We start from the raw sequence: 12493 nt of genomic DNA, 5'->3' as shown, positions 1-12493 counted from the left end.
TTATTCATTAAAAAGAGATAAAAAATAATTTTCAATCTTTGAAGTTTGCTCACGTATAGCGCTCATAGAATATAAAAATTTTTCCATCTGCTTTTGGTTAATATCGACGGTATCCATTGACTGTGAAATTGTATTCATGAAACTCGAAGCAGATTTTGTCATGCTGTTGATGATAACAATTGAGTTTAAAAAATCGTGTTTTAATTTATCTTTATCCGTAGAGTTCATGTTGAATTCCCGTGTGCAAATTGAAAAGGTGGCTCTTTACCAACAATTGTTTTAATCCATGGCACTTGGCGAAATCGATCTCGCGAATGGCCAGTGGCAAGATGAACGTCAATAAACCCCTTATCAAAAAGGAGTTTTGCGCAATCCTCGCCTCTAACATTGTTTCCTAGATCTGAGTCAATATAAATAAGAGTATTCTTACAATAATTATTTATTTCATTTACGAACTCATCAAATGACGAATAGGTTGAAATACTTTGTCCAGCCTCTTCAGCCGCAAAGATCCAAGTCATTCGCATCATTTCATCATCATCAATAAAAACCACCGTATTTATAAGTTCTTTCTCTGGAGTCTCAATAATTTTAATATAAGGTACATAAGATTTTGGTATGATTTTAACGCCAATATTTTCACATCGATTTCGTATAGCAATATCTTCAAAGCAACTGGTAACTAAAATAGCTTTACCATTTAAATTAAGCTCTTCAATCACATCTAAACCATTTTTAATATCAGCGAGCAACTCATAATCCACTAAATATAATATTGGAGTTTTTGGATCAACTTTATACTGAACTAAGTCGATCGCGTTATAAAAATGAAACATTTTAACGTGTGAAATATTTGAAAACCGTTCATTCCATGCGTCATGGATGGATATATCGTCATCTAATACGACAATATTAGTACCATACCTAATATTCATTGAGTCACAGAACCAACTAGGGGGGTTAGACCTAATTAGAGTGATATGAATTTTTGTCCCAACTTTTTCTTCAGAGTGAATATGCATTGAACCATTGATCTGCTCTAAATATTGTTTAGCATAAGATAAACCAAAACCAGCACCAGTTTTCTTATTAAAGCTAAATCCTTGCTCTGTAACCTTTGGCAAGATATCGGGAGGAATGCCGCAGCCATTATCTTCAATAATAATTTCGACATGCGTAGTATTGCATGTTAGAGAGATAATAATAGAGCCATTAGAATTAACTGCCTCAATACCATTATTAATGAGATTAGATAGAACGCGCTTAAAAGAATCAGGGTGTATCTTAGAAAAACAATTATATGAGTGGTCGGACCCAAGTAAGTTGATTTGGATTTTGGTTGCGTAATATTCATATCTTTTTTCTGCAACGATATTATCTAAAACTACAAATATTAATTCTGGAGAATTATTCATATATATTTCACTACTTTTACAGTCAAGCAAATTATTTTTAGATTGTAAGAGTAGGTTATTAGCAATATCATTGATTCTTTTAGCTGCATTTCTGATCATAATGCGTTTATTTTCAGGAATCGATGTTACATCTGATAGTGCGGTGTTTATTGCCGCTAATGGTGATCGGATATCGTGAGCAACAAGCTCAGCAATATTTTTTCTTACCTCGTAATAGGCTTTTTCTTTCTGTAAATTGATTATTTCTCGATGTTCATCAATAAATTTATTAGCAATTTGTCTATATTCATTAATTTCAACTTTTGCAAAATCAACAGCATTATTACTTTGATGTGATGAAATAAAATCAAGCAAGTATTCGGTATTGTTTGCTATTTTTTTTCTCATAGAAAGGAATAGAAATAAGAAATTAAAAAGAAATATTCCAAGTACGATCAATAAAATTAACAAAAGCCCATAGGACACTGGCAAAGTATAGATAGAATTATATTGCTTACTTGCAACCACCGAGCCCAATATCTTTTCATCATTTTTAATTAATGTTATACCGGAAATTTGCCCATTATCTTTTTTGCATAGAAGGTAATTATTTTTGCTGTTTTCTTCGCAAGTACCTACATCTTCAATTTTATTTTTTAAAGGAACAAATTTTATTGAGTCTAGTTTGCGTTCATTACCTAAATTGTATAGGACTAAATCAAGAGCATCCTTATTATTAAGAAGCTGATATCTACCAATTTCATCAGTGGTAAATGAGTCATTAATAATTAAATTTCTGGAAAAGACACTCATCTGATTATGAAAATAATCTTTTGCAAGCATGAGTATAAATCCAAAAATAATAAATTGGATTAGAGCAGAATATGCCATTTTCTTGATAAAAATTGCTTTGATTGAAGAGCTTTTATTTTTCATAAGCATATCCATTGCTATTAACTGATAAAATAACGTAATTGGTCGATCGATAAAATTGACCATTATTTAAATAAGCCCCGGTAATGCCAATATAATCAGTACTTAATATGCTGTTTGTATTGACGATACCGGTTCTATTCAATGCTTTCAAAATAATCTTCATCGAATCATAAGTGTATGCTGCCAATACAGTGGGTTTTTCATGGAATTTTTGAATATAAATATTTTCAAATTTAGTTAAAGCATCATAGGGCTGTATAAAATCTAAATTGCGGATAAAATGAGAGTGAATTACTTTATCATTTAGTCGCATAAAAAATGTTTGACTAACTGAAGAACCAAAGTTTTCTGTGCCAATAAAAACAGTGCTATGGTTATTCATAATATTGGCAATTTTTGCTGATGCTATTGCACCTGACAATAAAAAAACATATTGATATTTTCGTTCATTCAAAAAAATGCTCAATTTTCCCTCTATATCGCTGTCATTTTCTAGAAAATCAAATGTAGAATATTGTACGTGTTCCTTTTTTAGAATGCTGGAATACACTTCCTTATACTTTAGCATCTCATCACGGTTAATTTCCGTTATAAGCAACACGTTGTTTATATTTTTATAGCGCTCATGTAAGTAGCTCATCATTTTTTCAGCTTGGTAATTATAGCTTGGCATAAAGATAAAAATATTCTTAGGTAATTGATCAGAGTTGGTGGTGCTAGCGTAGGAAGTAAAAATAGGAATGGTGTCATTTTTCTGTTCTTTTACAGCTAATAACAAGTCTGATAGATATTCAAACCCAATAATTGCAGAGCAAGAGTCATTTACCATTTGATTATAAATATGCATTGGCTCCAATGGTCTGTTATTATAAAAATAACTCTTAATCACAACTTTGTTAGAGAGATCATTTTCTTCTTTGGCAAGATATGCTGCATTTAAAAAAGACTGACCATATGATTTTAAATTTTCTACAATCCTACCGGTCAAACATATTTTAATTTTAGATTGTGCGTGAACAACAGGGGATATTAGTATAGAAAACAATAAGATGATTGCCTTAGAGCTATTTAATAAATTCATTTAAAAGCTCACTAAAACGATCATTCTCTTCTAGATGTGGGTAGTGAGACGATTTATTGAAAGTTATAATTTCATGAATGTTCGACAATGCTATTTGGTGTCCGTTCATGACAAAATCGTGAAAACCATTTATCCATAATTTACGTATTTTAAGCTCATTAATATTAACAGAAAAATTGGCTTCTTTTGAATAAAGATCTTTTCTTACACTGATAAACGTGTTCATATCCAATGGTAGATTGATCTTTTTCTGTGCATTTTGAACCAAATTATAATATTCTAAATTGGCCCAATATAAATAAGGTCTGTCTTTATTTTCTTGGAAAACTGGAGTTAATTGTTCTGATAGTTCCCAGATTTTATTAAGGTCAAGATTATTAATTTCATTTAATATTTTGTTATATAACTCTAAATTACTTTTTTTCAGATAGGATAGGTCTAGCATTAAATTATTCAAACGAGGTGTTAGTATTGATTGAGCGGTAGAAACAAAAACACCAGGGATGGTCGACTCATAATTTTTGTAGTAATCAAAAAGAAGTTTTGCACCATAACTATGTCCAATCAAAGCATGGATGTTAAGATTAAAATGGTCATCAAGGTATAGAATTATTTTTTGCAAATCATTTATATTATCTTGCTGTAATACTAACTTTTTAATTTTATTAGATTTACCGCAATTTCGTTGATCATACAGAATAATATTGCACTGGAGAGAATTAAATAAATTATGATGATCAATAAGATACTCTATGGTTCCACAATTGAGACCAGGGCCACCATGAATGAAAAGAGCATAAGGTAGACTCGAGCTTTTAGTAAATCTGATTATATAAAATTCTTGATGTGGCAAAATATCTTTTTTGTAAGCTTTCATTAGTAATTATTTTCTCGAAATATTCTGCGGATCCATACAATTGGGGCTGCAAATTTAATGGCGGTATTTTTTATTTCTTTTTTCACTAATGTAGTTTTTTCATTTAAACAAACTAAGTCATAGCGAGCTGGTTCTTGTCCATGCCTTAAGATCCTGACAAATACTTCATCATTGTCCGCAATAATAATACAATCTTTGCCAATGGCACTCTCAATGTTGTTGACTATTATACCGCCAACATAATTCCCAGGGTATAAGAGAGGGATCATGCCATCATCTTTTATAACGGTGTCAATAGAGTGTTGTAGTTCTCTGAATAGTAGTAATTCTTTAGCTATGTGGCTTTCGTCACCCTCTTGGATATCTAAATCTTTTGTGATTTTTGTGGCATTTTTACCAATGCCATGCATTAACCATGATTCTGTGCAATAAATATTTAACTCTTTAGCTCGTTTAACGATTTTTACAGCCCCCTGCTGGGATAAACCTCCTCCCCATGCTAATTCCCATCCTTTTAATGATTGAGCAGTAAAATTAGAATCGCGACAAAAATCTTCTCGTGTAAAAGACAGGAGATGCTCGCGTATGAATCTTATTCTCTTGCCCCGAGACTCGGGGGATGAAACATTGTCTATTACAGGATTGCTCATATTTAAATAATTCAGTCAGGTGCATGTTTATTCTATGATATACCAAAATGGTTAATAAATCTTCGTAAGAATTTACCAAAAAAATAGTATAAAAAACATCAAAATACAATGCGTTATAGCATATTAGGTATGACAAATCATTATAAATTTACCTTAATGGTAAAAAAATTATTGTAATTTTTACCATTGGCTGATAGTCTTATCTAATAAATTAGATAAATAAAAGGATTTGTTGATGAAGTTTGATGTTGAGTTATACATTAATGCTAGGAAACAAATAGAAAAAAAGTTTCAATTATTACCCTATGGTCCTAGATTAATTATTTATGAACTATTAAATCTTGCAAATCCTCTTACGGGAATTGTATCTGACATTAGTTATCGTGATCTATCAAGATCCTTAGAGATTAAAACCGCTCCAGGTCGAATCAACAGTGGTGTTCCATCTAAGCAAACCATCAGAAATTTCATAAAGTCTATAGAACATGAGTGTAGCGAATACTTTCAAGTTATAACTGAAGGGCAAAATTTAAAATTTATATTCCCAGAGGTCCCTAAGATCTATAATCAATTGATTATAAAGAAAGAAGTTAACACAGATCTTAATTCACCTAAATCCCTTATAGATTCTGATAGAGAAGGAGATTCAGAGGGAAAATCTAACATAGAAGTTAACAGAGAAGCTAACACACTAAAGAGCTCTGCAAAGAATATTAATATATTTAATATAACTAACTCAAACAAACAAACTGAAATTGCGAGCAATGATTTTTGTTGCAGCAAAAAACCAATTTGCGATGACTTTTACCCAAACACAAAAACCATCGAAATGGCATTTTCCATGGGACTAACCAAAGTAACTGACAAAGAAGAAATTCAGGCGTTTATCAAGCACAACAAAAAACAAAACACTCTATGGGCTGACTTTAATCCAGTATTCATTAACTGGCTTGAGCGAGATGCCCAATACATGCAAAAACAACTACAAAAGGCACAAGGACAATTAAGGAGTCATCACAATGAGCGTGGTACAAATCAAAGCACTCTTAACCAAACAGCACTTGAGCGAGTCAGCGAACATCATGGCATTTCAATCGACTCACTCTGGGACACCTCAGGCAATGAACTCAACTCCGGTTCATTTATCGAAGGAACACTTGTCCAGCCTCTGGATGAAGCTGACTGCAATATACGGGCAACTTTTTATCAGTAAGCATGGAGTGAATGATACAGGAGTTTGGTTTGCTGCACTTAAAGATTTAACTCCAAAAGCATTAGACAGTGGTGTGGAGCGATTAATGACATTGAGTAAAGGCGACAAGTTTTGTGAATTTCCACCCAATTGCCTGCAGTTTCGAGCTTTGTGTCTTGGCTTTTATAGTGATTTGCGCCTGCCTTCTGCTGCCGAGGCGCATAGGGAGGTTTTAAACAGCGCTTATTCAACGAACCCAAACTGGAGTCATGCAGTGGTTAAATTTACTGCCAAAAGACTGGGGCTTAAATTTCTGGAAATTGATAATGAAGGCCATTCTTTTGCAGTATTTAAAGAGGCATATGAACGGGTATGTCATTTAATGAGACAAGGACACCAGATCCCGGAAATTAAAGAGAAGGTGCTGTGCACTTTGCCTCAATCAAAAGACATTGCAACAACACACCTTGCGAAAATTCGCCAGTTATTGGGAGTTGCATGATGAAACAAATTCCATGTTTAAAACTGTTTACAAAGGAAGAGCTGTACTGTCTTTTAAACGCCTGCTCTGAGTCATTAGCTCTGGCCTATCAGGAAATCCCTGAATGCGATTTCTGGCACATTGCAATGGAGGCACGATTGGCATGCGAAGCGCTTCGATTCGAGATTGATTCACAAAAAAAAGAATATTCAATTCACTAACCAATAAAAGGAACACAGCATGTTAATACTTACACGTAGAATAGGCGAAACCGTACTAATCAATGATGACATTTATATCACCGTGCTCGGTGTTAAGGGTAATCAAGTCCGCTTAGGGTTCGATGCACCACAAGATGTAATTATTCATCGTCAGGAAATACATCAAAAAATTAAAAAAGAACAATCTCTGTTTTTAAATAAGCCTGGTCAGTGGAAGGAAGCACGGGGCGTACAGACTCATTAACCATTCAAATCACCATACTAACGAGTTAAGGGAATAATATGAAACCATGCATTAACCAGATACAAAAGGCAATTACCACTTTAGCTTTAACTGGATCTTTTGCCCTGTTGGTGAGCTGTGCTGCAACATCAACAGTGATCGAACATCGTAACTTAGAAACAGATACAAAACTCAGCCAAACGATTTTTCTTGATCCTGTGGCTCAAAGTCAAAAAACGATTTACATCACAATTAAGAATACTTCTCAAGAGTCATTATCCATTGATAAGTCACTAAAGCAGGCATTAGAAGAACATGGCTATAAAGTGGTTGGAAATCCATCCAAAGCCCATTACCTGCTGCAGGCCAATATTCTTAAGGTGGGAAAAATGAGCGCGTCTGCAAGCCAATCCGCGCTAGGTGGCGGGTATGGCAGTGCATTGGCAGGGGCAGCAACAGGAACTGCACTGGGTGCATTAAGCGGTCATTCAAGCACCATGATTGGTGCAGGTATTGGTGGGGGAATTATTGGTTTGGCTGCAGATTCTCTAGTCAAGGCAGTGAATTACACGATGATTACCGATGTACAAATTTCTGAGCGCGTTGGAAAAGGTACTGTTCATGAGCAGTTTAATTCCAACCTTCAAAATGGCACTGCATCTGGAACCACACAGACATTGAGCAAACACAGTGATTACCAACGCTATAGAACGCGGGTGGTATCCAATGCCGATAAAGTCAATCTGAGTTTTGCAGAAGCACGACCCGCATTGGAACAAGGTCTGGTAAAAACATTAGCGGGCATTTTTTGATGCAGCCTGATTAGAGCTTCATGAAAAAAGTGCATAGGATTTAAAAAACAATAATGAGTTAAAGAGGGAATAGTAATGAGAATCAATGTAATAGCAGGACTTATCATCACCGCACTGGGTTCACCCTGTGCTGTTGCAACCAGTTCGAATCACTACGATTTAGAAAGACCAATTTTTGATACGTCTTATCAACTCAACCAGATTGCCAAAGAAAACAATTCCGATTTATGTTCTGGAGATGTCGCAATTGCTGCAGCCTACCTGGAATCAGCAGGAGCCCAATTGCAGCATCATAAAAAAGACAGTGCAGTTGTTTCTATGGCTTATGGATACAATGAATTAAAAGCAATCAGCAATGTAAGAAGCTACTGTACACATTTATCACCGAAGGTAAAACCCTATCTTGCACGAGTTATTGTGATGAAAAGTGAACTTGAGAACATCAACATACCAGAAACAGACCAAACATCGGACTAATTTTAAAAGCTTAAGTTCATAACAAAAATAAAAGGAGCGCTCAATGAACCCAATTAAAACACTCATGCTGTCGATGACCCTCATCGTTGTGAGTGGAGTTATTCATGCAGAGCCCACAACACTGCCTGAAAACAATTTTAAGATTAATCAGAATCTGACTGCCGTTTCAACTGAAAATGATGAACAGGATGTCGAATATTTTAAACACATTCTTTCCAGTGGAGCGCTTTTTACGCTTTTGCTAGCAATGGATAAGGAGGTTCCTGACATAGCAAAAGCAGTTGAGTATGTGGCTTTGTTCAAAAAACTGGATTCTGCAAATCACCTACTGACGCAAATTTTAGTTGAACTTAAAAAGAACAACCACCTATTAAGTCAAAGCATGCTTGATAAAGGAGTAACCATGGATGGATAAGCGCTCTTTATAAAACCACAAAAACACGATTCATTAAATAAAAAGAATAAAAAATGAGCACAAATTGGGGCTCAGGGGGATTTTTTTAACCAAAAAAGGAGAATGTGATGAACTATAGAACAGCAATGAACGATTTGAGCATTAAAGGATATCTGTATGCCAGGCAGCTGCTCCCTTTTTTAATGATTGGTTTGGCACTGTTGTGTTTGATGCCAGACTCCTGTTTTGCTGCTGAGAATCGGCTTTCTGGATTAAAAGAGGAAGTAAAGGCAACCTTTGGAGCGGATTCAGATCTCCCTTATTTTCTTTTGTTAGCAGAAGGGCTTGCAGGGGCTTATGCCTACATCAAAACCAAAAATATCGCAGTCCTTGCGGGTGTTCCTGTATTGATGGTGTTTACTCACTGGGCATTGAAATAATGGCTCGCAACTACCAAACCTTTATGCTCTCTGATGAGCCTAAAATTGCGGGTATTCCTGTTACCACAGGCCTGCCCATTTTTTTACTCACGGGAATTGGGCTTTTAACAGGACTTGCCTATCAGCTTTTTATGATAGGCGCAGCCCTAAGCGTTGCGATGCATATCAAGTATGGAGGACTGCCTCTGCGGAGTCTGTTTGCCATCGTATACTGGTCGCTGCCTCACAGGTTAACGTCCCTTGTATTTCGAGCTTTTCCCGATTCTGCCAACCGAATTTATATCAGGTGATTTAATGGATACTTCATTTCGTGATAATGCGATTGCAAAAAACAGACTGTTATTCAAGCTGACACTGATTTGGGCGCTATCGAGTACGTTTGCAATTATTGTCCTTTGCGCCTTAAATTTTTATACCTTACTGCATAAGCAGGTTCACTGGCTTCCAGTGTGTACTGGTCTAGAGTTTAGCATTGGTGATAAAGGCTATTCACCCGAATACCTGAAAGAAATGACGCAGAAAGCTGCTGACTTACGCCTGACCTACAATCCTGAGACCATTGATGCACGCTACACCATGCTGTCTCATCTGATTCCAGCGAAATACCAGGAATCGTTTTCCAAACTATTGGATGCCGAGCGAAAAACAGTACATGAAAAAAATGTAAGCTCAGTTTTTTATGTTGAAAAAGTATCCGTGGATGTCTCTAAAAATCAAGGTCAAATCGAAGGGCAATTGTATCGCACAAGCCATGGGCTTCAATTAAAGCCACAACACAAAATGTATCGAGTGCAGTTTTCACATCAATCAGGCCTTTTAAATCTTGTGTCCATTCAGGAGATACACCATGACTAACTCAATTTATGATCAAGTTAAAAAAAACATTCTTCTTATAAGTTGTTTGTGCTCAGGAATTGTTTGTGCAAGCACAGCTCCTTCGGTCATCGCTTTTGAAGAAGGAGAGCAGTTTAATCTGACCTTATCGAGTATTAACTTTAATCGTGTGTTTGTTGAAGGGGAATCGATCACTAAATTAAGTTACCCAGAGCATGCTATTACAGTAGATAAAAGTGAGATGGATAACCCTGAAAGCACGGATTCTTCGGTGTATATAAAGCCCAATTTTCAAGTTCCCATTACCCTGTTCCTAACTACAGATAAAGGACATCACGTATCACTTACCCTGACACCTGATGAATCGGTTGGAAAAACCTTAAGGCTTGTGCCGCGCGCTCAAACAAAATTGAAATTTGTGAAACTGGATACCCCTGATGCCAGTGAAGTAGATGAGGCAATCGCTGCCATGAAAGCAGGGGAGACCCCCAAAGAATTTAATGAGAAACGAATTACTCCACGTTCTTTTTACATTAAAAAAAACATTAAGGTAACTCTTGAAAAACAATATCAGGGGAAGCGTTTCACCGGCTTTATCTATCGGTTAGAAAATACATCAAATCATGAGCTGGCGCTTACAACCGCCTTATTTGCCCATAAGGACGCAGAATCCCTGTCATTAAGTGATGAGGCGCTCCCACCTAAAAAAATCGCTTATTTATATGGGTTATACAGCAATCAGGGATAAACCAGAAGCTGCTTAAAATGAGTTGGAAGGAGAGTAGGTAATGTTTAAAAAAATAAAACAATGGTTGACGCTAAAACCTCAAAACGCCAATAAACTGGCCAAAAAGGAACAATTGAAGCACGCAGCCATTTTATTACTGGTGGGTGGGGCATCCTATGGATTTTATTGTTACTCATCAGCTGAGAAAAAAAAACCAGTCCACCAGGAAGAAGCTCCGTTCGAGAGTATTTTTGAAAGTACTTTTAATCAGGGCAGTGACGAAGCACTCCTTCTGCAACAGCAGCAACAAATTGATTCTTTAAAAGAGTTAGTGGCAGAACATCATAAAAAACAGCAGGAAGCAGCACCTGTGAAAACAGAAAATTCGGAAACAAAAGCTTTGATCCAGGCCATGAAAGAACAGCTTTCACACCTTGAAGAAGAAAATAAAAAAATGAACGAACAATTACAGGTTGCACTGGTTTCTACCCGTCAGGCAAGCCTGGTCACCGTTAGGCCGCCAACTCGTGAAGAAATGGAAGCACAGCAAAAGAAAAAGCATCAGGCAGAGCGCGAACTGCTCGCAAAATCAGGACTGGAAACAGTGCAATTTAACAACCGGAAGAAAAAAAACAAGGAAGTGCGAACCTCTAAAAATTATGTTTGGGCGGGAACCTTTGTTGAAGGGGTGTTGCTGACTGGGGTTTTAGGTGATGCAGGAATAAACGGCTCAAAAAACATGGGAACTGCTTTAATCCGCCTTACCAGCGGAGGAATCATGCCCAACAATCAGCGTTCTCATCTGGAAGACTGTGTCGCCCTGGTATCCACTTATGGTGATTTATCAGGAAGTTCCGTGGTGATGCATTTAGAAACACTGTCTTGCGCAGGAAACAACATCAATTTTGAACAAAAGGCCTACGGCTCTGTATTTGATTTGGATGCCATGCAGGATTTACGCGGAACATCCATTCTAAAAACAAAGCCGCTCTTAACCTATTCGGCAGCGGCAGGCATGCTGGCAGGATTTGGTGATGGCTTAAAGAATTTAAATACCGCTCAAACAATCAATCCGGGGGCTGGCACCATTACGACCTACGGGCAGGCATCAACCCTTGCTCAATCGGCTGCTGGTGGTGCGCTTAGTAATCCTGCCAATCGTATTTCAGACTATGTAATGCGCATTGCTGATATTTATCATCCACTGGTTGTGGCACGTGCTGGTCGTCGTGTGTCCGTTTTATTTACTAAAGGCTTTTGGATAGACAAAGAACATCAGGTGTACGAGTCAGGACGCGCTATCAATGAAGGACATGCCCAAAACGAGTCTGGGGTTACAACCACTGTAAGCCGTGCCTATGAATTAAATACACACCCTGTGAATGGCGCTTCATTGATGCAGTCCAATAATCAAGAGCCCATGGTTCAAACCGTTAATCCTGTTGAGAATCCCCTCTTAAATCAACCAGGACAACCCTCTACCCCATTATTTTCAACCGTACAAAATGAGGAGCCACTTCATGACTAAACCTCTATTTTTATTGAGTACCCTTTTCTTAGTGTCGCAGTTATGTGCCTGCTCGAAATCCATCCTCGACAATCAGGATGCAAGATGTCCTTTTTCTGACAGGGGTGGTTGTCAAAGTATGGAAATGGTGAATCGTATGGTGCAGGAAAAACGCTATACACCCGATGGTCAATTCGTGCAGCAGGCAAGAATTCAAGATCTGTATTCAGATTATAAATAGGCGCTG

General features: G+C 36.8%; 18 protein-coding genes. 13 read left to right on the top strand and 5 right to left on the bottom strand.

Annotated features, from left to right (window positions below):
• Genes Lgra_RS00300 through Lgra_RS00280 form a run of 5 tightly spaced genes read right to left on the bottom strand, consistent with a single transcriptional unit; the run spans window position 1 to window position 4938 of the window.
• On the bottom strand, window positions 1–228 hold the full coding sequence (locus Lgra_RS00300) for a hypothetical protein (RefSeq protein ID WP_019350432.1): 228 nt from the start codon (window positions 226–228) through the stop codon (window positions 1–3).
• Window positions 225–2330, bottom strand: a complete 2106-nt coding sequence (locus Lgra_RS00295) for a sensor histidine kinase (RefSeq protein ID WP_041174156.1) — start codon at window positions 2328–2330, stop codon at window positions 225–227. The genes Lgra_RS00300 and Lgra_RS00295 overlap by 4 nt, the downstream gene beginning before the upstream one ends.
• Window positions 2320–3411, bottom strand: a complete 1092-nt coding sequence (locus Lgra_RS00290; protein WP_014845162.1) for an ABC transporter substrate-binding protein — start codon at window positions 3409–3411, stop codon at window positions 2320–2322. The genes Lgra_RS00295 and Lgra_RS00290 overlap by 11 nt, the downstream gene beginning before the upstream one ends.
• Window positions 3395–4288: an alpha/beta fold hydrolase gene (locus tag Lgra_RS00285; protein WP_014845161.1), complete on the bottom strand. Its 894-nt coding sequence runs from the start codon at window positions 4286–4288 to the stop codon at window positions 3395–3397. Before Lgra_RS00285 ends, Lgra_RS00290 begins: the two co-directional genes overlap by 17 nt.
• Window positions 4288–4938 (bottom strand): helix-turn-helix domain-containing protein, encoded by a 651-nt coding sequence (locus tag Lgra_RS00280; protein ID WP_014845160.1) that lies wholly within the window; start codon window positions 4936–4938, stop codon window positions 4288–4290. The genes Lgra_RS00285 and Lgra_RS00280 overlap by 1 nt, the downstream gene beginning before the upstream one ends.
• A 235-nt stretch (window positions 4939–5173) precedes the next feature.
• On the opposite strand from Lgra_RS00280, the gene Lgra_RS00275 reads away from it, so the two are divergent.
• The 13 genes from Lgra_RS00275 to Lgra_RS00215 all read left to right on the top strand — a co-directional run bounded on the left by Lgra_RS00275 (window position 5174) and on the right by Lgra_RS00215 (window position 12487).
• Window positions 5174–6151 carry a hypothetical protein gene (locus Lgra_RS00275; RefSeq protein ID WP_014845159.1) on the top strand — a complete coding sequence of 326 codons (978 nt, stop codon included), beginning with the start codon at window positions 5174–5176 and terminating at the stop codon, window positions 6149–6151.
• A 7-nt stretch (window positions 6152–6158) separates the two neighbouring features.
• A complete protein-coding gene (locus tag Lgra_RS00270; protein ID WP_223499707.1) occupies window positions 6159–6632 on the top strand; it encodes a hypothetical protein in 474 nt (157 codons plus the stop codon).
• A complete protein-coding gene (locus tag Lgra_RS00265) occupies window positions 6629–6832 on the top strand; it encodes a hypothetical protein (RefSeq protein WP_014845157.1) in 204 nt (67 codons plus the stop codon). Before Lgra_RS00270 ends, Lgra_RS00265 begins: the two co-directional genes overlap by 4 nt.
• A 19-nt stretch (window positions 6833–6851) precedes the next feature.
• Window positions 6852–7076, top strand: a complete 225-nt coding sequence (gene csrA, locus Lgra_RS00260; protein WP_014845156.1) for a carbon storage regulator CsrA — start codon at window positions 6852–6854, stop codon at window positions 7074–7076.
• 38 nt (window positions 7077–7114) lie between these two features.
• Window positions 7115–7867 carry a complement resistance protein TraT gene (locus tag Lgra_RS00255; RefSeq protein ID WP_014845155.1) on the top strand — a complete coding sequence of 251 codons (753 nt, stop codon included), beginning with the start codon at window positions 7115–7117 and terminating at the stop codon, window positions 7865–7867.
• A gap of 75 nt (window positions 7868–7942) precedes the next feature.
• Window positions 7943–8344: a hypothetical protein gene (locus tag Lgra_RS00250; protein ID WP_014845154.1), complete on the top strand. Its 402-nt coding sequence runs from the start codon at window positions 7943–7945 to the stop codon at window positions 8342–8344.
• A gap of 43 nt (window positions 8345–8387) precedes the next feature.
• Complete coding sequence (locus tag Lgra_RS00245) at window positions 8388–8759, top strand: hypothetical protein (RefSeq protein WP_014845153.1); 372 nt, start codon at window positions 8388–8390, stop codon at window positions 8757–8759.
• 107 nt (window positions 8760–8866) lie between these two features.
• Window positions 8867–9178: a type IV conjugative transfer system pilin TraA gene (locus tag Lgra_RS00240; protein WP_014845152.1), complete on the top strand. Its 312-nt coding sequence runs from the start codon at window positions 8867–8869 to the stop codon at window positions 9176–9178.
• Window positions 9178–9468, top strand: a complete 291-nt coding sequence (gene traL / locus Lgra_RS00235) for a type IV conjugative transfer system protein TraL (RefSeq protein WP_014845151.1) — start codon at window positions 9178–9180, stop codon at window positions 9466–9468. Before Lgra_RS00240 ends, traL begins: the two co-directional genes overlap by 1 nt.
• 4 nt (window positions 9469–9472) lie before the next feature.
• Window positions 9473–10033 (top strand): TraE/TraK family type IV conjugative transfer system protein, encoded by a 561-nt coding sequence (locus Lgra_RS00230; RefSeq protein ID WP_041174155.1) that lies wholly within the window; start codon window positions 9473–9475, stop codon window positions 10031–10033.
• The gene (gene traK / locus Lgra_RS00225; RefSeq protein WP_014845149.1) at window positions 10026–10760 is read left to right on the top strand and encodes a type-F conjugative transfer system secretin TraK; all 735 of its coding nucleotides are present in this window, start codon (window positions 10026–10028) and stop codon (window positions 10758–10760) included. The genes Lgra_RS00230 and traK overlap by 8 nt, the downstream gene beginning before the upstream one ends.
• A 40-nt stretch (window positions 10761–10800) precedes the next feature.
• Window positions 10801–12267 (top strand): TraB/VirB10 family protein, encoded by a 1467-nt coding sequence (locus tag Lgra_RS00220; protein ID WP_014845148.1) that lies wholly within the window; start codon window positions 10801–10803, stop codon window positions 12265–12267.
• Window positions 12260–12487: a hypothetical protein gene (locus Lgra_RS00215; protein ID WP_014845147.1), complete on the top strand. Its 228-nt coding sequence runs from the start codon at window positions 12260–12262 to the stop codon at window positions 12485–12487. Before Lgra_RS00220 ends, Lgra_RS00215 begins: the two co-directional genes overlap by 8 nt.
• Window positions 12488–12493: the final 6 nt, after the last annotated feature.

Origin of the sequence: Legionella gratiana, from assembly GCF_001467695.1 — a bacterium.
Classification (GTDB): Bacteria; Pseudomonadota; Gammaproteobacteria; order Legionellales; family Legionellaceae; genus Legionella; species Legionella gratiana.
The sequence above is the reverse complement of the archived record's forward strand: the minus strand, read 5'-3'. Positions and strand labels throughout refer to the sequence as shown.

Coding starts and splice junctions, on each gene's coding strand:
- Lgra_RS00265 (WP_014845157.1), top strand. CDS start 6,629: ATGATGAAACAAATTCCATGTTTAAAACTGTTTACAAAGGAAGAGCTG.
- Lgra_RS00295 (WP_041174156.1), bottom strand. CDS start 2,330: ATGAAAAATAAAAGCTCTTCAATCAAAGCAATTTTTATCAAGAAAATG.
- Lgra_RS00245 (WP_014845153.1), top strand. CDS start 8,388: ATGAACCCAATTAAAACACTCATGCTGTCGATGACCCTCATCGTTGTG.
- csrA (WP_014845156.1), top strand. CDS start 6,852: ATGTTAATACTTACACGTAGAATAGGCGAAACCGTACTAATCAATGAT.
- Lgra_RS00220 (WP_014845148.1), top strand. CDS start 10,801: ATGTTTAAAAAAATAAAACAATGGTTGACGCTAAAACCTCAAAACGCC.
- Lgra_RS00300 (WP_019350432.1), bottom strand. CDS start 228: ATGAACTCTACGGATAAAGATAAATTAAAACACGATTTTTTAAACTCA.
- Lgra_RS00255 (WP_014845155.1), top strand. CDS start 7,115: ATGAAACCATGCATTAACCAGATACAAAAGGCAATTACCACTTTAGCT.
- Lgra_RS00275 (WP_014845159.1), top strand. CDS start 5,174: ATGAAGTTTGATGTTGAGTTATACATTAATGCTAGGAAACAAATAGAA.
- traL (WP_014845151.1), top strand. CDS start 9,178: ATGGCTCGCAACTACCAAACCTTTATGCTCTCTGATGAGCCTAAAATT.
- Lgra_RS00285 (WP_014845161.1), bottom strand. CDS start 4,288: ATGAAAGCTTACAAAAAAGATATTTTGCCACATCAAGAATTTTATATA.
- Lgra_RS00280 (WP_014845160.1), bottom strand. CDS start 4,938: ATGAGCAATCCTGTAATAGACAATGTTTCATCCCCCGAGTCTCGGGGC.
- Lgra_RS00230 (WP_041174155.1), top strand. CDS start 9,473: ATGGATACTTCATTTCGTGATAATGCGATTGCAAAAAACAGACTGTTA.
- Lgra_RS00250 (WP_014845154.1), top strand. CDS start 7,943: ATGAGAATCAATGTAATAGCAGGACTTATCATCACCGCACTGGGTTCA.
- Lgra_RS00240 (WP_014845152.1), top strand. CDS start 8,867: ATGAACTATAGAACAGCAATGAACGATTTGAGCATTAAAGGATATCTG.
- traK (WP_014845149.1), top strand. CDS start 10,026: ATGACTAACTCAATTTATGATCAAGTTAAAAAAAACATTCTTCTTATA.
- Lgra_RS00290 (WP_014845162.1), bottom strand. CDS start 3,411: ATGAATTTATTAAATAGCTCTAAGGCAATCATCTTATTGTTTTCTATA.
- Lgra_RS00215 (WP_014845147.1), top strand. CDS start 12,260: ATGACTAAACCTCTATTTTTATTGAGTACCCTTTTCTTAGTGTCGCAG.